The 21,857-nt window shown below is 71.9% G+C and carries 19 protein-coding genes, 2 tRNA genes and 1 pseudogene; 17 read left to right on the forward strand and 5 right to left on the reverse strand.

Annotated elements, in window-relative coordinates; translation table 11 throughout:
- Positions 1-23 precede the first annotated feature (23 nt).
- The 11 genes from E3N83_RS00815 to E3N83_RS19370 all read left to right on the forward strand — a co-directional run bounded on the left by E3N83_RS00815 (position 24) and on the right by E3N83_RS19370 (position 9,175).
- Entirely contained in the window at positions 24-533 is a 510-nt protein-coding gene (locus E3N83_RS00815; RefSeq protein WP_151081539.1) for a ribose-5-phosphate isomerase, read from the forward strand.
- Positions 526-1,386: an Fpg/Nei family DNA glycosylase gene (locus E3N83_RS00820; protein ID WP_151081540.1), complete on the forward strand. Its 861-nt coding sequence runs from the start codon at positions 526-528 to the stop codon at positions 1,384-1,386. The genes E3N83_RS00815 and E3N83_RS00820 overlap by 8 nt, the downstream gene beginning before the upstream one ends.
- A gap of 31 nt (positions 1,387-1,417) precedes the next feature.
- Positions 1,418-2,509 carry a PP2C family protein-serine/threonine phosphatase gene (locus tag E3N83_RS00825; RefSeq protein WP_151081541.1) on the forward strand — a complete coding sequence of 364 codons (1,092 nt, stop codon included), beginning with the start codon at positions 1,418-1,420 and terminating at the stop codon, positions 2,507-2,509.
- A gap of 131 nt (positions 2,510-2,640) precedes the next feature.
- Positions 2,641-2,711 (forward strand) — tRNA-Gly (locus E3N83_RS00830).
- A 37-nt stretch (positions 2,712-2,748) separates the two neighbouring features.
- Positions 2,749-2,821 (forward strand) — tRNA-Pro (locus E3N83_RS00835).
- A gap of 181 nt (positions 2,822-3,002) precedes the next feature.
- Positions 3,003-4,412 (forward strand): trigger factor, encoded by a 1,410-nt coding sequence (gene tig / locus E3N83_RS00840; protein ID WP_151081542.1) that lies wholly within the window; start codon positions 3,003-3,005, stop codon positions 4,410-4,412.
- A gap of 100 nt (positions 4,413-4,512) precedes the next feature.
- Positions 4,513-5,682, forward strand: coding sequence for a lipase family alpha/beta hydrolase (locus E3N83_RS00845; protein ID WP_151081543.1), 1,170 nt, complete (start codon positions 4,513-4,515; stop codon positions 5,680-5,682).
- A gap of 119 nt (positions 5,683-5,801) precedes the next feature.
- Entirely contained in the window at positions 5,802-6,407 is a 606-nt protein-coding gene (locus E3N83_RS00850; protein ID WP_151084756.1) for an ATP-dependent Clp protease proteolytic subunit, read from the forward strand.
- 3 nt (positions 6,408-6,410) lie between these two features.
- Entirely contained in the window at positions 6,411-7,019 is a 609-nt protein-coding gene (locus tag E3N83_RS00855) for an ATP-dependent Clp protease proteolytic subunit (RefSeq protein WP_151081544.1), read from the forward strand.
- A gap of 121 nt (positions 7,020-7,140) precedes the next feature.
- Positions 7,141-8,427 (forward strand): ATP-dependent Clp protease ATP-binding subunit ClpX, encoded by a 1,287-nt coding sequence (gene clpX / locus E3N83_RS00860; protein ID WP_151081545.1) that lies wholly within the window; start codon positions 7,141-7,143, stop codon positions 8,425-8,427.
- A gap of 139 nt (positions 8,428-8,566) precedes the next feature.
- A complete protein-coding gene (locus E3N83_RS19370; protein ID WP_191907895.1) occupies positions 8,567-9,175 on the forward strand; it encodes a hypothetical protein in 609 nt (202 codons plus the stop codon).
- 7 nt (positions 9,176-9,182) lie between these two features.
- Here the strand turns inward: E3N83_RS19370 and valS are convergent, their stop codons facing one another.
- Both valS and E3N83_RS00875 read right to left on the reverse strand, forming a co-directional pair.
- The gene (gene valS, locus E3N83_RS00870) at positions 9,183-11,783 is read right to left on the reverse strand and encodes a valine--tRNA ligase (protein WP_151081546.1); all 2,601 of its coding nucleotides are present in this window, start codon (positions 11,781-11,783) and stop codon (positions 9,183-9,185) included.
- A 67-nt stretch (positions 11,784-11,850) separates the two neighbouring features.
- The gene (locus tag E3N83_RS00875) at positions 11,851-13,509 is read right to left on the reverse strand and encodes a glycoside hydrolase family 44 protein (RefSeq protein WP_191907896.1); all 1,659 of its coding nucleotides are present in this window, start codon (positions 13,507-13,509) and stop codon (positions 11,851-11,853) included.
- Between the two features lie 22 nt (positions 13,510-13,531).
- Between E3N83_RS00875 and E3N83_RS00880 the strand changes: the two genes are divergently transcribed.
- From E3N83_RS00880 to E3N83_RS00890, 3 genes are read left to right on the forward strand one after another with little or no spacing between them, the layout of a single operon-like run.
- The gene (locus tag E3N83_RS00880; protein WP_151081548.1) at positions 13,532-14,419 is read left to right on the forward strand and encodes a GNAT family N-acetyltransferase; all 888 of its coding nucleotides are present in this window, start codon (positions 13,532-13,534) and stop codon (positions 14,417-14,419) included.
- 23 nt (positions 14,420-14,442) lie between these two features.
- The gene (locus E3N83_RS00885; protein WP_151081549.1) at positions 14,443-15,816 is read left to right on the forward strand and encodes a bifunctional folylpolyglutamate synthase/dihydrofolate synthase; all 1,374 of its coding nucleotides are present in this window, start codon (positions 14,443-14,445) and stop codon (positions 15,814-15,816) included.
- The gene (locus tag E3N83_RS00890; protein WP_151081550.1) at positions 15,813-16,187 is read left to right on the forward strand and encodes a DUF4233 domain-containing protein; all 375 of its coding nucleotides are present in this window, start codon (positions 15,813-15,815) and stop codon (positions 16,185-16,187) included. Before E3N83_RS00885 ends, E3N83_RS00890 begins: the two co-directional genes overlap by 4 nt.
- A gap of 10 nt (positions 16,188-16,197) precedes the next feature.
- On the opposite strand, the gene pdxR is transcribed toward E3N83_RS00890, so the two are convergent.
- Entirely contained in the window at positions 16,198-17,535 is a 1,338-nt protein-coding gene (pdxR, locus tag E3N83_RS00895; RefSeq protein WP_151081551.1) for a MocR-like pyridoxine biosynthesis transcription factor PdxR, read from the reverse strand.
- 70 nt (positions 17,536-17,605) lie between these two features.
- On the opposite strand from pdxR, the gene E3N83_RS00900 reads away from it, so the two are divergent.
- Genes E3N83_RS00900 through E3N83_RS00910 form a run of 3 tightly spaced genes read left to right on the forward strand, consistent with a single transcriptional unit; the run spans position 17,606 to position 20,015 of the window.
- Positions 17,606-18,289 carry a pyridoxamine 5'-phosphate oxidase family protein gene (locus E3N83_RS00900; protein WP_151081552.1) on the forward strand — a complete coding sequence of 228 codons (684 nt, stop codon included), beginning with the start codon at positions 17,606-17,608 and terminating at the stop codon, positions 18,287-18,289.
- 10 nt (positions 18,290-18,299) lie between these two features.
- Complete coding sequence (gene ndk / locus E3N83_RS00905) at positions 18,300-18,710, forward strand: nucleoside-diphosphate kinase (protein ID WP_151081553.1); 411 nt, start codon at positions 18,300-18,302, stop codon at positions 18,708-18,710.
- 54 nt (positions 18,711-18,764) lie between these two features.
- Positions 18,765-20,015 carry a hypothetical protein gene (locus E3N83_RS00910; RefSeq protein ID WP_151081554.1) on the forward strand — a complete coding sequence of 417 codons (1,251 nt, stop codon included), beginning with the start codon at positions 18,765-18,767 and terminating at the stop codon, positions 20,013-20,015.
- A gap of 21 nt (positions 20,016-20,036) precedes the next feature.
- Here the strand turns inward: E3N83_RS00910 and E3N83_RS19685 are convergent, their stop codons facing one another.
- Together E3N83_RS19685 and E3N83_RS20320 are read right to left on the reverse strand one after the other, a co-directional pair.
- Positions 20,037-21,221, reverse strand: a complete 1,185-nt coding sequence (locus E3N83_RS19685; RefSeq protein ID WP_202879289.1) for a DUF7743 domain-containing protein — start codon at positions 21,219-21,221, stop codon at positions 20,037-20,039.
- Between the two features lie 88 nt (positions 21,222-21,309).
- Positions 21,310-21,741 (reverse strand): annotated as a pseudogene (locus E3N83_RS20320) (calcium-binding protein); the annotation flags it as partial.
- Positions 21,742-21,857: the final 116 nt, after the last annotated feature.

Genomic DNA, 21,857 nt, shown 5'->3' on the forward strand with positions numbered 1-21,857 from the left:
GGGGTGGCTGGAACACTGTCGGCATGCGCGTCCACCTCGGCACCGACCATGCCGGCCTCGAGCTCAAGCAGCACCTCATCTCGTGGCTGGAGACCCACGGCCACGAGCCCGTCGACCACGGGGCGTTCGTCTACGACGCCCAGGACGACTACCCCGTCTTCTGCCTGCGCGCGGCCGCGGCGGTGGCGGCCGACCACGGCAGCCTCGGTGTCGTGATCGGCGGATCCGGCAACGGCGAGCAGATCGCAGCCAACAAGGTGAAGGGGGTGCGCGCTGCCCTCGTGTGGAACCACGACACCGCCGTCCTCGCCCGCCAGCACAACGACGCCAACGTGATCTCGGTCGGCGGCCGGATGCACACCGTGGAGGAGATGACCGGGTTCGTCGAGCTGTTCCTCGCCACCCCGTTCTCCGGCGAGGAGCGCCACGTCCGCCGGATCAAGATGCTCACCGACTACGAGGTCACCGGCGACCTGCCCGCCCTGCCGGCCTCCGCCGAGGGCCACACCGCCACCCCGGACGCCGATGCCTGAGGGTCACACCCTGCACCGGCTCGCCAGCTCGCTGTCGGAGACCTTCGCCGACCGCTCGCTGCGCGTCAGCAGCCCGCAGGGACGGTTCGCCGGAGAGGCCGCCCAGCTCGACGGGGCACGCCTGGTCACCGCCGAGTCGGCGGGGAAGCACCTGTTCCTCGACTTCGAGGCCGATCGGGTCGTGCACGTGCACCTGGGCCTGATCGGGGCGTTCGAGGTGCACCGCGACGTGCCCGAGGTCCCCGAGCCGGTCGGGCAGGTGCGGCTCCGGCTGGTGCACGCGCCGGTCCCGCCCGGCGCCGGCCACCCGTCGTACGCCGACCTGCGCGGAGCCACGCAGTGCGACCTGGTGACGAGCAGCCGCCGCGACGAGATCGTCGCGAAGCTCGGGCCCGACCCCCTGCGTCCGGACGCCGACCCGCAGCGGGCCTGGCTGCGGATCTCCCGGAGCCCGCGGGCGATCGGCGACCTGCTGATGGACCAGGCGGTCCTGGCCGGCGTGGGCAACGTCTACCGCGCCGAAATGCTCTTCCGGCACCGCACCCACCCGCTGCGTCCCGGCCGGACGCTGCGCGTGGGGCAGTGGCGGGCGATGTGGGCCGACCTGGTCGACCTGATGGCCGAGGGAGTGCGCACCGGCCGGATCGACACGGTGCGGCCCGAGCACACCCCGGAGGCGATGGGCAGGGCACCGCGGGTCGACGACCACGGCGGCGAGGTCTACGTCTACCGCCGCACCGGTCAGCCGTGCCTGGTCTGCGGTACGACGGTCCGCACCGACGTCCTGGTCGGTCGCAACATCTTCTGGTGCCCCCAATGCCAGCGCCGGTTCCGCTCGCGCGCTCTACAGTGATCCCCACACAGCCGGACGGGACCACACACCGATGACTCCACCCCTCACCGGACGTCTTCCCGCCGCCAGGTCGCGGCGGCGCTGGCGCCAGCTGACCTCGGGCTCCCAGCCCGATCGGCTGACGCTGATCGCCCTGTTCGTGCTGTCCACCCTGGTCGGGGTGGCGATGCAGATCTTCCCCAACGTCGTGGCCATCACCACGATCACGGTGCCGCTGGTGATGGGCAGCCTGTTCCTGGGTCCGCGGCCGCTGCCGTGGTTCGTGGTCTACCAGCTGGTGCTGCTCACGCTGGCGCTGCCCAAGGTGCCCCAGTTCACCCCGCGGACGACGTCGGCGGTGGTGGTGATCTTCCTGATCGCCCTGCTGATCATGCTCACGTCGTTCCGTCGCTCGCGGCTGGGCATCGCCGGGAGCATGGGCGAGTCGATGCTGGCCGAGCTCAGCGACCGGATCCAGGGCCAGGGGGTGCTCCCCGAGCTGCCCCGACCCTGGCACGCCGAGTCGGTGATCCGGTCCTCGGGTGGCTCGCGCTTCGCCGGTGACTTCTTCGTGGTCGGCGACACCGAGACCGGGCGTCTCGACGTGGCCGTGGTCGACGTCTCCGGGAAGGGCGACCGGGCGGGCAGCCGGGCGCTGCTCCTGGCCGGTGCCATGGGCGGCCTGGTCACCGCGGTCGAGCCCGCCGAGTTCCTCGACGCCACCAACGTCTACCTGCTCAACCACCCCTGGCAGGACGGCTTCGCGACCGCTGTCCACCTCAGCCTCGACCTGCGTACCGGTGCCTTCCGGATCTGGACCGCCGGCCATCCGCCCGCCCTGCACTGGCGGGCCGGCGCCGGCCGCTGGAAGCCGCTCGACTCCGAGGGGCCGATGCTGGGCCTGATCCCCGACGGCGACTTCGTCTGCTCCGACGGCGTCCTGCGCCCCGGTGACGCCCTGATGCTCTACACCGACGGCATGGTCGAGACCCGGACCGACGACATCGGGATCGGCATCGACCGGCTGATCGGGCAGGCCGACCGGCAGCTGCGCAGCAACTTCACGGGTGGCGCGGCCAAGCTGGTCGATTCCACCGGCAGCCGCGGCGACGACCGGGCGCTGCTTCTGGTCTGGCGCGACTGAGGGTGCCCCGGCACGCGCCGTGGAGCGCGGGGCGGAGTGGGTCGCGGCGGGCCCGGTGTGGCACCATGACCACGCGTTGAGCGTGGGACGGATCCGGCCGGGAGGCAGGGTCCCGAGCGCGGACGACGTGCGCGGACGTAGCTCAATGGTAGAGCCTCAGTCTTCCAAACTGATGACGCGGGTTCGATTCCCGTCGTCCGCTCGCTGGTGGATTCCGGAGCCCTCCGGGAGCCGTCACGCGGGGCGTAGCGTAGTGGCTAGCGCGCCTGCTTTGGGAGCAGGAGACCGCAGGTTCGAGTCCTGTCGCCCCGACCGATCCGGGTCTGCGCGACCGCGAATTGAGGGGCCTGCGCAGGGGTGCCCTAGGCTGGGAAGCGCCGTGCGGGCGGGTCCGTGACGTCGTCGGTCCCGAGTGGGTCGACGCGTGCGTCCACGTGCCAGGCAGCCCGGCGCCACACCCCACGCATGCCCATGCACACAAGGAGACACTGCAGTGAAGAGCGCCGTCGAGACCGTGAGTCCGACCCGGGCCAAGCTGACCGTCGAGGTGCCGTTCGAGGAGCTCAAGCCGAGCCTCGACAAGGCCTACAAGACGATCGCCCAGCAGATCAACGTCCCGGGCTTCCGGCGCGGCAAGGTGCCGCCGATGGTGATCGACCGCCAGGTCGGCCGTGGCGCCGTGCTGGAGCAGGCGATCAACGACGTACTGCCGCAGAAGTACATGGAGGCGATGCAGGAGCACGACCTCCAGCCCCTGGCGCAGCCGGAGATCGAGGTCACCCGGATCGACGACAACGAGGCGCTGGAGTTCACCGCCGAGGTCGACGTGAAGCCGGAGATCACGATCCCCGACTACTCCGGCCTGAGCGCCGAGGTCGACGACGTCGAGGTCGCCGACGACGACGTGCAGGAGCAGGTCGAGGCGCTGCGTGAGCGCTTCGGCTCCCTGGTCGACGTCGAGCGCCCCGCCGCCGACGGCGACTTCGTCGTGATCGACCTGGTCGCGACCCAGGACGGCGAGCCCGTCGAGGGCGCCGAGGTCAGCGGCATGAACTACCGCGTCGGACGCGGCGGCATGCTGGAGGGCCTCGACGAGGCCCTGGCCGGCATGAGCGCCGGTGACGACAAGACGTTCACCTCCCAGCTCGTCGGCGGCGACCTCGTCGGTCAGGACGTCGAGGTCCAGGTCCGGGTCTCGCAGGTCCAGGCCCAGGAGCTGCCCGAGTACGACGACGAGTTCGCCCAGCTGGCATCCGAGTTCGACACCGCCGACGAGTTGACCGAGGACATCCGGACCCGCCTGGGCAACGGCAAGCGCCTCGAGCAGGCGGCCGCGGCCCGCGACGCGATCCTCGAGAAGCTCCTGGAGCTGGTCGAGGTCCCGCTGCCCGAGACGGTGGTCGCCGACGAGCTCACCGAGCGCCGCCGCAACATCGAGCAGCAGCTGGCCTACGCCGGCATGCCGCTGGAGAAGTACCTCGAGGACGAGGGCCAGACCCTCGAGGAGTTCGAGGCCGACCTCGAGCGCCGGGTGCGCGACTCCGTCGCCGCCCAGTTCGTCCTCGACGAGATCGCCGGCTCGCTGGAGCTCGGTGTCGACCAGAACGAGCTGACCGAGCACATGGTGCGCCGCGCCCAGCAGTCCGGTGAGGACCCGCAGGAGTTCGCCAACCACATGTTCGAGCACAACCACATCCCCGAGCTGGTCGGCGAGATCCGGCGCGGCAAGGCGCTGGCCCGGCTGGTCGAGGGCGCGACCGTCACCGACGCGTCGGGCAACGTCGTCGACCTGAAGAACCTCCGGCCCGACGGCACCATCGGTGACCCGGCCGAGACGGAGGCCGCCGCCGAGGCCGCGACCGACGAGGCCGAGGGCGCCGAGACCGCGACCGACGAGGGCTGACCCGCCCTCCCCACCCCGATGCTCCGCGCGGGGTGTCCGGACCATCGCCGCGCGCGGGCAGGTCGTTGACCGGGGCGGCGCACCTCGTCACGATCGGCTCATGACAGTCGCCTCGGGCCCGCGCCTCCTCGATGCCGCGTCCCTGCTCACCCAGGTGGTCGACGAGCTGGTGGTGCGGACCGTGCGCGACACCCACCTGGCCTGGACCGACCGGGTGCACACCGTGCTGGCCCCGCCCGCCCGTGGCCCGGCCCACGTGTCCCTGCGCGTGCACCGGGGCATCGCCGCGGGGGTGTACGGCGGGCTCGGGCTCGGGCTGCGTGCGGCGTCGTCCGGGCTCGGCACCCTCGCGGCGCGCGAGGTGGGCCCGCCCCTGGAGCAGTCGCCGCGCGGCCGTCTGGTGAGCGCGGTGGCCAACGGGCTGATCGGTGACCGGCTGGAGCGTGAGCGACCGCGCCTCGCCGTGCCGCTCGCCGTACGACGTGACGGGCGCGACGTGGAGCTCGAGCGGGCTGCCCTGGCCGCGGCCCACCCGGGGGCCACCTCACGGGTCGCGGTGCTGCTGCACGGCCTGTCGGAGAACGAGGAGGCCTTCGACCGCGGACGCGTCGAGCTCGGCCGGACCTACGCCGACACGCTCGTCGACCTCGGCTGGACCCCCGTCCTCCTGCGTGCCAACACCGGGCTCGCGGTCCGCGCCAACGGGGTCGCGCTGGCCTTGCTGCTGCAGGGCCTGGTCGACCGGTGGCCGGTCGCGGTGGAGCAGGTCGCGCTGGTCGGGCACTCGATGGGCGGACTGATCCTGCGGGCGGCCTGCGCGGTCGGCACCGACGAGGACCGGCCCTGGACGGACCGGGTCACCCACCTGGTCACCCTCGGGACACCGCACCTGGGCGCTCCGCTGGCGGGCGGGGTGGGCTCCGGCGCCCGGGCGCTGGCCAGGCTTCCCGAGACCGCAGCGTTCGGACGGATCCTCGACCAGCGGTCGGTCGGTGTCCACGACCTGGTCGAGGGGCTGGCCGACGACGTGCCCCCGCTGCCGCACGCGCGCTACCACCTGGTGTCGGCGACCCTGAGCCGCTCACCACGGCATCCGGTCGGTCGCTTCCTGGGAGACCTGCTGGTCCGCCAGCCGTCCGCGTACGGGCGTTCGCGGCGGCATCCGGGGCTGTTCCCCGGGGCCGACGAGCTGCACCTGCCGCGGGCCGGCCACTTCGACCTGCTCAACCACCCCGCCGTGCACGCGGCCCTGCGCGACTGGCTCGGCTGATCCCAAATCCGCTGTCGGCGAACAGGGCCCCGGAACGCGTGGAAGCGTCGGCGGATGCGGCTAGGGTCGCAGACGTGAACGACAACACGATCTCCTCTCCCGGGGCCCTGCCCCCGCAGATGAACGGTGGCGGTGCCGGCTACGGGCTGGACGACCACATCTACCAGCGGCTGCTCAAGGAGCGCATCATCTTCCTCGGCTCCGAGGTGCGCGACCAGAACGCCAACGCGATCTGCGCCCAGCTGCTGCTGCTCTCCGCGGAGGACCCCAAGGCCGACATCTTCCTGCACATCAACAGCCCCGGCGGCTCGGTGGACGCCGGCATGGCGATCTACGACACCATGAACTACATCCCCAACGACGTGGCGACCGTCGGCATGGGCCTGGCCGCCTCGATGGGGCAGTTCCTGCTCTGTGCCGGCGCCAAGGGCAAGCGCTACGCCCTGCCCCACGCGCGGATCATGATGCACCAGCCCAGCGGCGGCATCGGCGGCTCGGCCTCCGACATCAAGATCCAGGCCGAGCAGAGCCTGCTGCTGAAGAAGCAGCTGACCGAGCTCCAGGCCCTGCACACGGGTCAGTCGCTGGAGCAGATCGAGCTCGACTCCGACCGGGACCGCTGGTTCACCCCCCAGCAGGCGCTCGAGTACGGCTTCATCGACAGCGTGATCACCCGGGCCAGCGAGGCCGCCGACGAGGGCCGTCCGGCCCGCAGTGAGGACTGACCGATGAACTACTACATCCCGCAGTGGGAGGAGCGGACGTCGTACGGCTTCCGCAGGATCGACCCCTACGGCAAGCTGTTCGAGGACCGGATCATCTTCCTCGGCACCCCGATCTCCGACGACGTCGCCAACGCCGTGATGGCCCAGCTGCTGTGCCTGGAGTCGATGAACCCCGACCAGGACATCAGCATCTACATCAACAGTCCCGGCGGCTCGTTCACGGCGCTGACCGCGATCTACGACACGATCAAGTTCATCAAGCCCGACGTCCAGACCGTCTGCCTGGGCCAGGCCGCCTCGGCGGCCGCGGTGCTGCTGGCGGCGGGCACGCCGGGCAAGCGGCTGGCTCTGCCCAACAGCCGGATCCTGATCCACCAGCCCTACACCGAGGGCACCGGCGGCCAGATCTCCGACCTGGAGATCCAGGCCAACGAGATCATCCGGATGCGTGGGCTGCTGGAGAAGATGATCGCCGACGCGAGCGGCAAGGACCCCGAGCAGGTCAGCCGCGACATCGAGCGCGACAAGATCCTCACCGCCGAGCAGGCCGTCGAGTACGGCTTGGTCGACGGGATCCTGGAGTCCCGCAAGGCAGTTCCGGCGCTCGCCTGACCCGTCAGGGTTTACCGTGTTGGGCGCTCCCAACCGGTCTCCCAGGCGGTACCGTCGAGTGGCTCACCCGTACAGCACAGATCACCGGCCCTGCGCCGGCCGAACCGGAGGTTGACCGCCCGTGGCACGTATCGGTGACGGAGGTGACCTGCTGAAGTGCTCGTTCTGCGGAAAGAGCCAGAAGCAGGTCAAGAAGCTGATCGCAGGCCCCGGCGTCTACATCTGTGACGAGTGCATCGACCTCTGCAACGAGATCATCGAGGAGGAGCTGAGCGAGGGCAGCGAGGTCAGCCTCGAGGAGCTGCCCAAGCCCCGCGAGATCTTCGAGTTCCTGAACTCCTACGTGATCGGCCAGGAGCAGGCCAAGAAGACCCTCGCGGTGGCGGTCTACAACCACTACAAGCGGGTCCAGGCCGGTCTCCAGACGACCAGCTCCGCCAAGCACAGCAAGGAGGAGCAGGTCGAGGTCGCCAAGTCCAACATCCTGGTGATCGGCCCGACCGGCTGCGGCAAGACCTACCTCGCGCAGACCCTGGCCCGGATGCTCAACGTGCCGTTCGCGATCGCCGACGCGACCGCCCTCACCGAGGCCGGCTACGTCGGCGAGGACGTCGAGAACATCCTGCTCAAGCTGATCCAGGCCGCCGACTACGACGTGAAGAAGGCCGAGACCGGCATCATCTACATCGACGAGATCGACAAGGTCGCCCGCAAGGCGGAGAACCCCTCGATCACGCGCGACGTCTCCGGCGAGGGCGTGCAGCAGGCGCTGCTGAAGATCATCGAGGGCACCACCGCCTCGGTGCCGCCCCAGGGCGGGCGCAAGCACCCGCACCAGGAGTTCATCCAGATCGACACCACCAACATCCTGTTCGTGGTCGGCGGGGCGTTCGCCGGGCTCGAGCACATCGTGGAGCAGCGCGTCGGCAAGAAGACGCTCGGCTTCACCGCCGAGGTCCGCGGTGCCGAGGAGCGCAACGCCGACGACCTGTTCGCCCAGGTGCGCCCCGAGGACCTCACCAAGTTCGGACTGATCCCCGAGTTCATCGGCCGGCTGCCGATGATCGCGACCGTCAGCAAGCTCGACGTCGAGGCGCTCGTGGAGATCCTCACGGTGCCCCGCAACGCCTTCGTCAAGCAGTACCAGAAGCTGTTCGAGATCGACGACGTCGAGCTCGAGTTCACCCCTGAGGCGATCCGGGCCGTCGCCGGCCGGGCACTCGAGCGCGGCACGGGTGCACGTGGCGCCCGCGCCATCCTCGAGGAGGTGCTCCTCCACGTGATGTACGACGTACCCTCGCGGACCGACGTCGGCAAGGTGATCGTGACCGAGGAGGTCGTCACCTCCGAGGCGGCACCCACGCTGGTGCCCCGCGAGTCCGAGGCGAAGAAGAAGAAGTCCGCCTGAGGGTCGGCTCACCCTTCTGGGCTAGCCCGATCTAGTCAATTCTGGCCATTTCGGTCATCCGACCTCGACAAGCGCCGCCCGCACGAAAGACTGGCGCTGCAGCTGCACGCGCCGGGGGGCACGTGCTGGAGAGGGACGTGTGGGCGCCGACCGGAAGGGGCCGTTGGCGGCGTTCATCGTCGTCGCCATCGTTGCGGCCATCCTCCTGATCACGTCGGTGCGCAGCCAGGCTGCTCCGGCGTGGCTCGACCGCACGCTGCCGTCGCCGCCTCGTGTCGTCCGCGCCCTCGGTGGTGGGCTCGACCGGGTCGTCGAGCAGGGCGTGGTGCTGGCGCACCGGACCGGGCTGGCCTCGTCGGACGCCTCCCGCGGCTCGGTGACCGAGGCGGGTCCGCCTGCGGACACCTCGACCACCGCCACCGGCCACCTGGCCCCGGTACGTCACCGGACCACGCGGGCCGGACATCCTGCGCACCGCTCCTCCGCTGCTGCCGACCCGGTCTCCCCGACCGGGCCGTCGGCTCCCGACGCGGTCCGCCACGGCCGGCACGCCGGGACGGCCGACCACCGACGGAACGCCGGGCACGGACGCCACCTCGGCGGGACGCACGGCCAGCACGGGCACCACGAGCACGGGCACCACGAGCATGGCCACCCCGAGCACGGGCACCACGCTCACGGCACTTACGAACACGGGCACCACGAGCACGGGCACCACGAGCACTCGGAGCACGGGCACCACCGCTGAGCAGCGGTCAGGCCTCGGTGGCCGCCAGGGTCGCGGAGACCGACAGCTCGGGACCGTCGGCGACGACGTAGGTCGGCGCGCCGGTGATCCGCCCGGCCCGGCGCAGGTCGTCCTCGGCCAGGCGGACGGCGTCGAGGGCCGGCTGGGGGCCGCGGAGCTCCAGCGCGGACAGCTCGTGCTTCATCGAGACCTTGGCCTGCGACTTGGCACCCCGGATGCCGATCAGCGCGGCGGCCACGTGGTCGAGCGCGGCCGGGTCGCCGCCGAGGTCGCCGAGCTCAGCGCGCACCGGCCACGCCGCGCGGTGCACCGAACCGGCCTGCCACCAGGACCAGACCTCCTCGGTGACGAACGGCAGGAACGGCGCCAGCAGCCGCAGCTGGACGTGCAGCGCCAGCGCCAGGGTCGCCCTGGCCGAGGCGGTGGGCGCGCCGCCGGACTCGTCGTACGCCCGCTCCTTGACCAGCTCGAGGTAGTCGTCGCAGAACTCCCAGAAGAACTTCTCCGTCGCCTCGAGCGCCGTGGTGTAGTCGTATCCGTCGAAGGCGGTGGTCGCCTTGTCCACGACGGTCTCCAGCCGCGCCAGCAGGGCCCGGTCCACCGGCTCGGTGACGGCACCCGGGTCCGGTGCGGCCGCGACGCCCCCGAGCACGAACTTCGAGGCGTTGAGGATCTTCATCGCCAGCCGCCGGCCGATCTTGAGCGGGTGCTCGTCGAAGGCGCTGTCGAGGCCCGGGCGCAGGGAGGCTGCCCGCCACCGGATGGCGTCGGTGCCGTACTGGCCGAGCAGCTCGGTCGGGGTCGAGACGCTGCCCTTGGACTTGCTCATCTTCTTGCGGTCGGGGTCGAGCACGAAACCGGAGATCATGGCGTCCGACCACGGCACGCTGCCGTCCTCGAAGTGGGCCCGGACGACCCGTGAGAACAGCCAGGTCCGGATGATGTCGTGGGCCTGGGAGCACAGGTCCATCGGGTAGACCCGGGAGAAGAGGTCGGGGTCGGACTCCCAGCGACCGGCGATCTGCGGGGTCAGCGACGACGTGGCCCAGGTGTCCATGATGTCCGGGTCGCCGGCGAAGCCGCCCGGCACGCCGCGCTGCGACTCGTCGTACCCGGGCGGCACGGACTGCGACGGGTCGATCGGCAGGGTCGCCTCGGCGGCCGGGATCGGCTGGTCGTGCAGCGGCTGGCCCTCCGCGTCGAGGGGGTACCAGACCGGGAAGGGCACCCCGAAGAACCGCTGGCGGCTGATCAGCCAGTCGCCGTTGAGTCCCTCGACCCAGTTGGTGTAGCGGTGGTGCATGTACGGCGGTGTCCAGCTGATCTGGTTGCCGCGCTCGACCAGTGCGGCGCGGAGGTCGTCGTCCCGGCCGCCGTTGCGGACGTACCACTGGAGCGTCGAGACGATCTCGAGCGGCTTGTCGCCCTTCTCGTAGAAGTTCGCCATCCGCTGCGTGGGCCGGGGGTCGCCCTCGAGGTCACCGGACTCGCGCAGCAGGCCGACCATCGCCTCGCGGGCGGAGAAGGTCGTCTTGCCGGCCAGCTCGGCGTACGCCGTGGTGGCGGCCTCGCCGGAGAGCCACTCGGGCTGGTCGCGGTGGAGGCGGCCGTCGCGACCGATCACGGTGCGCACCGGCAGCCGCAGCTCGCGCCACCACTGCACGTCCGTCAGGTCGCCGAAGGTGCAGCACATCGCGATGCCCGCGCCCTTGTCCGGCTCGGCCGCCGGGTGCGCGACGACCGGGATCTCGACGCCGAAGACCGGGCTGGTGACCGTGGTCCCGAAGAGCGGCTGGTACCGCTCGTCGTCGGGGTGGGCGATCAGGGCGACCACGGCCGGGATCAGCTCGGGGCGGGTGGTCTCGATGTGGATCGGGCCGGAAGCGCCGTGGAAGGCGATCCGGTAGTAGTGGCCGGGATACTCCCGCGCCTCGAGCTCGGCCTGGGCGACGGCGGTCTGGAAGGTGACGTCCCACAGGGTCGGCGACTCCTGGAGGTAGGCCTCGCCCCGCTGCAGGTTGCGCAGGAACGCTCGCTGCGACGTCGCCCGGCTGTCGTCGCCGATGGTCGTGTAGAGGTAGCTCCAGTCGACGCTCAGTCCGACCTGGCGGAAGAGCGCCTCGAACGACACCTCGTCCTCGGCGACCAGCTGCTGGCACAGCTCGATGAAGTTCCGGCGCCCGATCGGCACCTGGCGCTTCGGGTCCGGCTTCTCCGGAGGGGTGAAGTCGGGGTCGTAGGGGACCGCCGGGTCGCAGCGCACGCCGTAGAAGTTCTGCACCCGCCGCTCGGTCGGCAGGCCGTTGTCGTCCCAGCCCATCGGGTAGAAGACTTCCTTGCCGCGCATCCGCTGGTAGCGGGCGATCAGGTCGCACTGGGTGTAGGAGCAGACGCTGCCGAAGTGGAGCGTGCCCGAGACCGTCGGCGGCGGGGTGTCGATGGAGTAGACCTCGGCCCGCGACCTGGTGCGGTCGAAGGCGTACGTGCCGTCGGCCTCCCAGCGCTGCGACCACTTGTCCTCGAGGCCCTCGAGCGCCGGCCGGTCCGGTACGACGACGGCCGGCTGCGGCGGCGTCGTCGTGGACACGGGCGTCTGGGTCTCGGTCATGGCCGAAGTCTATGAGGAGGCGCGACGGGGTTTCCCGGCGGTCGAGCGGAGCCGAGACCCTCCCGGCTCAGCGGGGGGCGAGGGCGACCAGGGTGACCGACTGCGCGGGGTAGGTGCGCGTGAAGCCGTCCGCTCCGACCCGGGTGTCGGGCTGCCGCTGGATGCCGTGGCCGGCATAGGTGTACGTCGTGGCGTGGGCCCGGGCGCGGAAGTGCCGCAGCGACAGCGGGCTGCTCAGTGCGCTGCTGGTCTTGTTGACCACAATGACCGTGACGGCGCCGTGCCCACCGTGCTGTGCGGCGTACACCGAGAGTCGTCCGCGGCCGCTGCTGGCGGCCCGCACGCTCACGTCGCCGAAGGTGTGGTGCCGCCCGTCGTAGTTGCGGAACATTGCGAACGCCGAGCCCGGGACCGGCGCGGACGCCTCCGGCCAGTAGGTCGCCAGCGAGAGCCCTTGCTCCCCGAAGATGCCGAGGGTGTCGGCCTCGATCACGGTCTGCACGCGGCGGCTGGAGCTGACACCGAGGCCGAGGTTGTACTCGCTGAGGGAAAGCCTCGTGCCCGGGTAGTCGTGGTGCACCCAGGCCCGCATCCGCGGGAGCAGCCGGATCGTGTGGTCGATCCAGGACGGGTCGCGGAAGTGCGGGTCCCACAGGGAGCGGGTGACGTCGGTGGCCGGCTGATAGCTGCCCTGGGGGTAGTAGTGCAGGTCGAAGTAGTCCAGCAGCCGGGTGCCGGTGCGGGCCTGGGCCGCCGCGAACCTCCGGAGGTACCACGACGAGAGTGCGGCCCCACCGTGAGCGGCGCGGTCGGGGGAGGAGGCGTCGCAGCTGCCCAGCGCGCGCAGGTCGACACTCGAACAGAAGTAGTTGGGCCAGCCCCACTCGGCCGGGCCGAGCACGGCCGCGGTCGGGTCCGCCGCCTTGACCGCCGTGGCGGCTGCCACCGACCTCGCCCAGAGCTCGTCGTAGCCGACCGGCTTCGGGTGGAAGTCGTGGTGGGTCTGGTCCCACAGCCCCGGCTCGTTGCCGAGCTCGTAGATGCCGACCCCGCCGCGGCGGGCTGCGCCGTACCGCCGGACGAGGTGCGAGACCCAGGCGCCGTCGAAGGCCGCGCCCGCGCGGGTGCCGGCGATGGAGGCGTCCGGGCCGGCGACGAAGGCGCCGTTGTGGCGGCCGTTGCCGCAGGCGGGGTGGTAGGGGTCGTGGTCGTCCTGCGGGTCGTAGCGCGCGGCCGGGAAGCTGCAGGGGTTGGAGTTGTCGTAGGTGACGGCGTTCGCGACGCGGCCGTCCAGCGGCAGGGTGAGCAGGGTCTGTGTGCCGCTCGCGCGGTCCTGGCGGATCTGCGCGTCGACCGCGCTGTAGCCGTGACCTGTCGCGCAGTAGCCGAAGGCAGGCGTCCAGCAGTCGGGGAAGTTCTCGAAGTACCAGTCGTTGCCGTGGTTGCTGCCCCGGATCTTCCAGTTGTAGGTCTCGGCGGAGTTGCCGCCCCACCGGTCGACCGGCAGGTGGGTACGCCGTGCGAACGACCGGCCGGCGCCGTTCGCGCCGTAGATGTCCGGCGAGATCCGGTGCCGGTGGGCGGCGACGTCGACGACGAGGCGTGGGCCGGAGGACCGCCCGGGAGCGAGTGGCGCGACGGTCCGGCCCTGGGCGGCCAGGAGTGGGCCGAGCATCAGGGCCGCCACGACGGCGGCCAGGCCGAGATGTCTGACGCGGACCGGCATGCGCCGACGGTAGCGTCGCCGCATGGAGCTGCGCTTCTTCGACGACCCGGTCCTGTTCCTCGACGTCGCCGCCGACCACCTCGCCGAGCAGCCCGTGGTGAGCACGGTGGTCTCCGGGGTGGCGAACCGGATCGCGGCCGAGGCCGCGGAGGGGATCGCGTGGCCCGAGGGCGTTCCCCGCTGGTTCGCGGTGGTCGGCGACGGTGAGGACATCGTGGGCGCGGCGATGCGGACCGCGCCGTTCGGCAGCTATCCGGCCTTCCTGCTGCCGATGCCCGAGGAGGCGGCGCGCCTGCTGGCTCGCACGCTGGTCGAGCGCGACGAGCCGATGACCGCAGCGAACGGCGCGCTGCCCGCGGTGCAGGTCTTCTGCGAGGAGATGGCGGCACACAGCGGCGGCACCGTCCGGGTCGGGCAGCACACCCGCCTGTTCGAGCTCGGCGACCTGGTCGAGCCCGAGCCGGTCGAGGGACGGCTCCGGCCGGCCAACCTCGACGAGCTCGACCTGGTCCTCTCCTGGTACGACGCGTTCATGGCCGACGCCGACGAGCAGGCGGGGCGCGCGCCGGGGGAGAGCCCGCACGAGTCGCTCGACCGCGAGGCCATGACGCGACGCATCGAGGGCGGCCGGATCTTCGTCTGGGAGGACACCTCGGGGGAGCCTGTCCACGTCACCGCCGCCAGCCAGCCGTCGTACGGCGTCTCCCGGATCGGGCCGGTCTTCACCCCACGCGAGCACCGCGGACGAGGCATCGCCAGCACCGCGGTGGCCCAGGTCTCGAAGCTGCTGCGCGACAGCGGCGAGCAGGCCTGCCTGTTCACCGACCAGGCCAACCCGACGTCGAACAAGATCTACGAGGCCCTCGGCTACCGCCGGGTGGTCGACATGGCGAATCTGCGGGTCGAGTGAGCGTCCCTAGACTCAGAGCCGACATGACCGACGCCCCGATCGACCAGCCCCGCCTCGCGCAGACGTTCGCCGAGGTCGAGGACGCCCTGCTCTCCCGCTGGCCCGAGACCAAGCTCGAGCCGTCGCTGGACCGGATCCGTGCGTTCACCGAGCTGCTCGGCGACCCGCAGCGCAACTACCCGGTGATCCACCTGACCGGCACCAACGGCAAGACCTCGACGAGCCGGATGATCGACACCCTGCTGCGGGCGCTCGACCTGCGCACCGGACGCTTCACCAGTCCCCATCTCGAACGCCTCAACGAGCGGATCTGCGTCGACGGCGAGCCGCTGACCGACGAGGAGTTCGTGCAGGCGTTCAACGAGATCGCTCCCTACACCCACCTCGTCGACGGCTCCGAGCCCCTGCCGCTCAGCTTCTTCGAGACCGTGGTCGGCATGGCGTACGCCGCGTTCGCGGACGCCCCGGTCGACGTCGCGGTGGTCGAGGTGGGGATGGGCGGCACCTGGGACGCCACCAACGTCGCCGACGCCGCGGTGGCCGTGGTGACCCCGATCGGCGTCGACCACGCGTCGTACCTCGGCACGACGCCGGGCGAGATCGCGGTCGAGAAGTCCGGGATCATCAAGCCCGGGTCGGTCGCGGTGCTCGCCGAGCAGACCGTAGACGCCGCGGAGGTGCTGCTGGCGCGATGCGTCGAGGTCGGCGCGACCGTGGTCCGCGAGGGCCTGGAGTTCGGCGTCGCGTCGCGGGTGCCCGCCGTCGGTGGCCAGATGCTCTCGCTGCAGGGCCTGCGCCGGAGGTACGACGACGTCTTCCTGCCGTTGTACGGCGCCCACCAGGCCCAGAACGCCGCCACGGCGCTGGCCGCGGTCGAGGCGTTCGTCGGCACCGAGCCGCTCGGCGAGGACCTGGTCCGCGAGGCGTTCGCGCGGGCGACGTCACCGGGGCGCCTGGAGATCATCCGGCGCAGCCCGATGATCCTGCTCGACGCCGCCCACAACCCGCACGGTGCCGCCGCAGCGGCAGACGCGCTCGAGGACTCCTTCGCCTTCGACCCGCTGATCGGGGTGGTCGGGGTGATGGCCGACAAGGACCACGAGGGCGTCCTGGGGGCGCTCGAGCCGCACCTCGCCCACATCGTCTGCACCCAGAACTCCACCGAGCGCGCGCTGCCGGCCGAGCAGCTGGCCGTGGTGGCCCGCGAGGTGTTCGGCCCCGACCGAGTGAGCGTCGAGCCGCGGCTGGCCGACGCGATCGACCGGGCGACCGGCCTGGCCGAGGCCGGTGAGGGGTCGGGCTCCTCGATCGGCTCCGGGGCCGTGCTGGTCACCGGCTCGGTGATCACGGTGGGCGAGGCCCGGGCCCTGCTGCGACGGCGGGGGAGCGGGTCGTGAGCGGGCCGGCGGAGCGCTCGCCGAAGCGCGGCATGTGTGCGGCGATCCTGGCGCTCGAGGGGGTCGCCCTCGCCCTGACCACGCCGGTGATGATCAACCTGGCGAACGTCCCGTGGCGGACCGCCTGCTGGGTGGGCCTCGGCCTGTGTGTGGCGTGCCTGCTCCTGGCCGGGCTGCTGCGCTCCGAGATCGCCTACGCCGCGGGCTGGGCGATCCAGGTCGCTGCGATCGGGCTCGGCTTCGTGGTGCCGATGATGTTCGTGCTCGGCGTGATCTTCGCCCTGCTGTGGGGTACGGCGTACTTCCTGGGCCGCCGGATCGAGCGCGAGCGGGCAGCGGCGTACGCCGCGTTCGAGGCCGAGCGCTCCTGACCCGTCGGCCTCAGCCGAGGCCGCGGACCACGGCGGCCAGGGCCCGGTCCAGCTCGGCGTCGGTGCAGCCGCCGAAGCCGATGATCACCCCGGACAGCTGCGCCGTGCGGCAGTAGTCCTGCAGCATCGGGATCTCGAAGCCCGCCTCCCGTGCCGAGGCCCGTACCCGCCGGGCCCGGGCCTGCGGCAGCGGGATCGTCGCGTACATCCCGGCCACCGGCAGGATCGGCGTCGCCAGCGGCCGCACCGCCTCGGTCACCCGCTGGGCCCGGGCGGCGTAGGTCCGGCGTGCCGAGCGCACCACCTGGTCGACGTAACCGTCGCGGAGCAGCGAGACGAACGCGCGCTGGACCGGCCAGGGCGGCACGTCGTGGGTGACCTCGCGGCGCTCCAGGATCGCCCGGTGAAGTCCCGGCGGTGCCACCAGCCAGCCGAGCCGCATGCTCGGTGCCACGGTCTTGCTCGTCGTCCCGAGATAGGCGACCCGGTCGCGGTCCAGCGCAGCCAGCGCGGGTACCGGGGCCACGTCGTAGCGGAACTCCGAGTCGTAGTCGTCCTCGATCACGACCGCGCCGGCGGCGTGGGCCGCCGCCAGCAGCGAGAGCCGGGCCGAGCCCGGCATCACCGGACCGAGCGGGTGCTGATGGGCGGGCGTCACGTAGACACCGACGGCGCCGGTGAGGTCGGTGATCGGCTCGGTCGCCGGGAGGTCCCGGAGATCGCGGCCGGAGGCCCGGATCGCCTCGGCCGCGGCCCGGTAGCCGGGATCCTCGTGGCCGACGGGGCCGGGCGGGAGGGCCGCCAGCACCTGGCCGAGGCCACCGATGGTGCCGCTGGTCACCAGGATCTCGTCGGGCTCGCAGACCAGGCCGCGGGTCCGGGCCAGATGGGCGGCCAGCTCGATCCGGAGCGCGCGCACGCCGGCCGGGTCGTCGTACGCCGGGGGAGGGGTGGCCGCGGAGACGTCGCGCCAGGCGCGACGCCAGGCCGCGCGGTGCCGAGGGTCGATCCAGGGCGTTCCGGTGTCGAGGCGCAGCAGTCCGGTCTCGGGCCGCGGCGTCGGCGACGGCCGGTGCCGCAAGGGCGTCGTCGCTCCCGCGGCGACGAAGGTGCCCGAGCCGCGCCGGGTCTCCAGCCAGCCCTCGGCGGCGAGCTGGTCGAAGGCCTGCTCGGTCACCGACCGGGAGACGCCGAGGTCGCCGGCCAGGGCTCGGGTGCTGGGCAGCCGGGCGCCGACCGGGAGCACACCACCCACGAGGGCGTCGCGGATCTGGCCGGCGACCTGGCTGCCGAGCGGCGCGGCCGCGGAGCGGTCGATCACGAGCGGTACGGCGAGCGAGCGGCTCATCGAAGTGTCCTGTCGAACTGGGTGTCGAGTGGCCCGGGCGGACAGGCCACTTCCCGGTCAGACTAGCTCCATGACCGGATCGCTCTCCCCGACCGCCCGCACCACCCTGACCCGGCACCGGGAGCGGGGCAGCGAGGACCGCGCCGACCTCTTCGCGGTGCTCGCCGAGTCGCTGGTATGCCACGTGGGGATCGTCCGAGACGGCCAGCCCGTGGTGCTGCCGGCGGTCTTCGCCGTCGACCCGGGCGGTCCGGACGACGGCGGCACGCTCTACCTGCACGGCTCGGTCGCCGCGCCCTGGCTGGCGCAGGCGCCGACGACCCCCGTGTGCGCGACGTTCACCCTGGTCGACGCGGCGGTGGTGGCCCGGGCGTCGTTCAGCCACTCCCTGAACTACCGCTCCGCGGTGGTGATGGGGGTCGCCCGCCGCGTCGAGGACGACGCCGAGCGCGACCACGCGCTGGCCCTGATCGTGGACCAGGTGATCCCCGGCCGGTCGGCCACCCTGCGCGCCAACACCCGCAAGGAGCTTGCCGCCACCGTCGTGCTCGCCGTACCCCTGGCTGAGGCATCGGTGAAGGCGCGCACCGGTCCGCCGTCGGACGAGCCCGAGGACGTCGCCTCCGGGACCTGGGCCGGGCTGGTGCCCCTGCGTCTCGCCGCCGGGGAGATCGAGCCCGCCGCCGACCTGCCCGTGGCGGCCGAGGTGCCCGACGACGTGCGCCGCCGCGTGGCCCAGTGGAGCGCTCGCTAGGGTTTCGCCCATGGAGCGCACCCTTGTCCTCGTCAAGCCCGACGGCGTACGCCGCGGCCTCACCGGCGAGGTGATCCGGAGGATCGAGGCCAAGGGCTACCGCCTGGTCCGGCTCGAGCTGCGGACCGCCGGCCACGACCTGCTCGCCGAGCACTACGCCGAGCACCACGGCAAGCCGTTCTACGAGCCGCTGGTCGAGTTCATGATGTCCGGTCCGGTGGCCGCGATGGTGGTCGAGGGGGAGCGGGTGGTCGAGGGCTTCCGGTCGTTGGCCGGTGCCACCGACCCGACCAAGGCCGCCCCGGGCACGATCCGCGGAGACCTCGGGCGCGACTGGGGCGAGGCCGTCCAGCAGAACATCGTGCACGGTTCCGACGCCCCCGAGTCCGCCGAGCGCGAGATCGCGATCTGGTTCGGCTGACGGCTCGGCCGGTGTAGGGTCCCGCCGACCTGACACTCGGGAAAGGCTCGGCTCATGAAGATCGCACGGATGCTCGTCCTCGGCGTCGTCTCCGTCGGACTGCTCGGTCTGCAAGGCGTCCCGTCCAGCGCGGTGGACGCGACGCGCGTGATCCGCTCCTACGACGCCTTCGTGCCGCCGATGGGCACCCAACCGACGAACGGCATCGTCTCGTCGCCGTGCGACGCGGCGCACGCCGGCGAGCTGTCCGACACGCTCCCCGGCCGCGTCATCAACCGGGGGCCGGCCCCGGTCCCGCTGGGCAAGCGGACCTGGGGCTACCACCCGACCACGGCCGGCGCGGTCGGGTTGTTCCGTCGGGCCGACTCGATGGCGAGCCTCGCGGCCGACCAGGTGCAGGTGTACGGCGACACCGGGGCCGTCGACGGTGCCGCGTTCGCCAACGTGGGCGACTGGTTCGGCCTGGCGTCCCTGACCGTCCCCGGAGGGTCCTGGCAGACGGTCCAGGGAGCCGGCAGCACGTCGTACTCCTGGCACCAGACCGGTACGTCGGCGACGTTCACGGGCTCGATCAGCCAGCTGCTGGCCACCCAGATCACCGGCCACGACGCGGCCGGCTACGTCGGGATCGGCTTCGGCTGCAACACCGCGCCGTTCCACTTCGACGATGCTCAGATGGGCACCACCGGAGACGTGCTGACCTACGACTTCGAGGGTGAGTACACCAAGACCGCGATCACCGCGGCTCACCACACAGTGACGGCCGGACGGTCGCCGAGGCTCACCGGTTCGGTGTCCTCCTTCCACGACTTCGTCGACCCCAGCCCGCGGCTGGTCCTCGAGAGCCGACGGTTCGGATCCACGGTGTGGCGCAAGGTCGCCGGGGTTCCGGCGACGATCCCGGCGCCGGACGCGTTCGCACTGCTGACCAGGCCCGACCGCGCGACGCCGCTGCGACAGACGACCTACCGCTGGCGCTACGTCACCAACGCGACCACGGACGGGAGTGTCTCCCCGGCGCTGAGGGTCAGGGTGCACACCACACTCCGGGTCCAGGCGCCCACGCACGTCGCGCTCGGCTCCCAGGTCGTGGTGACGGGATCGACGCTGCCGAGGAAGCCGGGCCAGTGGGTCACCCTGTGGCACGGTGACCACCGGCTCGGTGCGGCGAGGGTGAGTCGGACCGGCACCTTCACCATCACCGCGAAGGCGACGTTCCGTGGACGGCTGCAGCTGGTCGCCCGGATCGCGAAGTCCCCCGGCAACCTGCGGGGGTCGACGTCGTTCGTCGTCCGGGTCCGCTGACCGCACCGGGTCGACGGTGGGTCAGCCGGCGTCGTTCGTCACGGTCACCGTCGGGTCCGTGTCCAGCTTGGGGAAGATCCCGCTCGGGTAGCTGGAGCTGATGTACTGTCGGCCGTTGTTGGCGTTGTCGTAGGCGTTCACGGCCACGTAGTAGGTGCCGGGAGGAGTGCCCTGCGGCAGGTCGACGGTGCCGGTCCAGACCCCGTCCTGGTCGGTACCGCTGGTGAGGGTCAGTCCGCCGAAGAGGAAGGCGGAGGAGAAGTCCGCGGTCCGCAGCATCGTGCCGGCCACCATCACCCCCGAGCCGCCGCTGTCGGTGATGTGCGCGGTGATCGTGACCTGGGCGGGACCCGACAGAGTGCTGACACTGCCGGGCGCCACGGTCACGCCCGACACGGCAGGCGGGTCGACGTCCGCGGCGCTGCCGACGACCGCCACCGAGCCCAGGCCGTCCGGGAACGGATGGTTCTCCCGGTAGGACCACATCGCCGGTCCACCGAACATCGCCGGGCCCCAGTACTCCGCGGCGAAGTCGGAGCCTCGGCTCGCCTTGTCCGCCACGACGACCTGGAGGGTCCACACGCCGCCGGTGACCCCCTGGGGGAGCTTGATCGTCCCGTCCCAGGTGCCGTCGCTCAGGTCGCCGGAGGTGAGGGTGAGCTGACCGCCGTACGCCACCCTGCGTACGCCGTTCGGGTCGGGCGACCACAGGTCGACGCGCAGCGAGTCGGGGTCGACCCCGGTGCCGACATCAGTGATCCGGGCCTGGACCGGGACCGACACGGAGCCGTCCCGGACGTCGTAGCTGCCCGCCTGGGTCGGCTTCTGCAGGGTGACCTGGGGAAGTGACTGGTCCGGGTTCGCGTCGACGACCGGGAGGGAGAAGTCCCAGAAGGTCTGCGAGTTGCTGCGGCCGACCCGGTCGTAGGTCTGCACGATCGGGATGTAGGTCCCCGGTCGGCTGGTCTGTCGGAACGTCAGGGAGCCCTCCCACCAGCCGTCGCGGATGTCTCCGCTGACCAGGTGCGCGCCGGTGCTCCTCGGCATCCACGGCACGCTCAGGTCGGGCCGGAAGGACACCATGCTCACGCCTGTGTCGTCGGTGACGTGGATCCGCACGGTAACGGTCTGGGCGGCGGCGCTCACGTCGACGGAGTCCACCGAGTAGGTCACCTGGTCGGCCAGGGCGGGCGCCTGGTCGTACACGCAGTTCTCGGAGGTGTCCTGCGGGTCGACGATGCACCAGTTCGTGCCGGCCCCACCGTCGATGTGGTCGGCCTGGAGCCCCCCCGGTCAGGTCGTCATCGCCCTGCTGGCCGGCGAGGCTGTCACGCCCGTTGCCACCCCGCGCGGTGTCGGCACCGTCGCCTGCCGTGATCTGGTCGTCACCCCCCGAACCCGCGAGGTGGTCGCGCCCCCGGCCACCCTGGAGCGCATCGCTCCCGCCTCCGCCACGGAGGCGGTCGTCGCCGGCGCCACCGATCAGGACGTCGTCCCCGCCACGGCCGATCAGCACGTCGTCGCCGCCGAGGCCGCAGATGACGTCGCGGTGCGTGGTTCCGACCAGGCGGTCGTGATGTGGGGTCCCGGTGATGGTGCAGCGTGGGGCTCGGGTCTGCGCGGCACCGGATGCCCCGGCGCCCGGTGCCGCCGCGACCGATGCCAAGGACTGCGCCGCCACCATCGAGAGCAGGGCCAGTGCGACCCGTCCGCGTCGACCCGACATCGGTGTCCCCTTCTCCGAACCTTCCGGAACTGTAGGACCTGCCACCGCCCTGAGTCACCGGATCGGGATGCGCACCTGGTGCATCGCATCACGGCGGTACGACGGTGTCACTCCGC

The organism is Nocardioides cynanchi (genome assembly GCF_008761635.1).
GTDB lineage: Bacteria > Actinomycetota > Actinomycetes > Propionibacteriales > Nocardioidaceae > Nocardioides > Nocardioides cynanchi.

What these genes read in the sequence shown, in the direction of transcription:
- E3N83_RS00845 (WP_151081543.1), top strand. Translation starts at nt 4,513, where the DNA reads ATGACAGTCGCCTCGGGCCCGCGCCTCCTCGATGCCGCGTCCCTGCTC.
- E3N83_RS00850 (WP_151084756.1), top strand. Translation starts at nt 5,802, where the DNA reads ATGAACGGTGGCGGTGCCGGCTACGGGCTGGACGACCACATCTACCAG.
- E3N83_RS00825 (WP_151081541.1), top strand. Translation starts at nt 1,418, where the DNA reads ATGACTCCACCCCTCACCGGACGTCTTCCCGCCGCCAGGTCGCGGCGG.
- E3N83_RS00875 (WP_191907896.1), bottom strand. Translation starts at nt 13,509, where the DNA reads ATGCCGGTCCGCGTCAGACATCTCGGCCTGGCCGCCGTCGTGGCGGCC.
- E3N83_RS00900 (WP_151081552.1), top strand. Translation starts at nt 17,606, where the DNA reads ATGACCGGATCGCTCTCCCCGACCGCCCGCACCACCCTGACCCGGCAC.
- E3N83_RS00815 (WP_151081539.1), top strand. Translation starts at nt 24, where the DNA reads ATGCGCGTCCACCTCGGCACCGACCATGCCGGCCTCGAGCTCAAGCAG.
- ndk (WP_151081553.1), top strand. Translation starts at nt 18,300, where the DNA reads ATGGAGCGCACCCTTGTCCTCGTCAAGCCCGACGGCGTACGCCGCGGC.
- E3N83_RS00880 (WP_151081548.1), top strand. Translation starts at nt 13,532, where the DNA reads ATGGAGCTGCGCTTCTTCGACGACCCGGTCCTGTTCCTCGACGTCGCC.
- E3N83_RS00820 (WP_151081540.1), top strand. Translation starts at nt 526, where the DNA reads ATGCCTGAGGGTCACACCCTGCACCGGCTCGCCAGCTCGCTGTCGGAG.
- valS (WP_151081546.1), bottom strand. Translation starts at nt 11,783, where the DNA reads ATGACCGAGACCCAGACGCCCGTGTCCACGACGACGCCGCCGCAGCCG.
- E3N83_RS00910 (WP_151081554.1), top strand. Translation starts at nt 18,765, where the DNA reads ATGAAGATCGCACGGATGCTCGTCCTCGGCGTCGTCTCCGTCGGACTG.
- pdxR (WP_151081551.1), bottom strand. Translation starts at nt 17,535, where the DNA reads ATGAGCCGCTCGCTCGCCGTACCGCTCGTGATCGACCGCTCCGCGGCC.
- E3N83_RS00855 (WP_151081544.1), top strand. Translation starts at nt 6,411, where the DNA reads ATGAACTACTACATCCCGCAGTGGGAGGAGCGGACGTCGTACGGCTTC.
- E3N83_RS00885 (WP_151081549.1), top strand. Translation starts at nt 14,443, where the DNA reads ATGACCGACGCCCCGATCGACCAGCCCCGCCTCGCGCAGACGTTCGCC.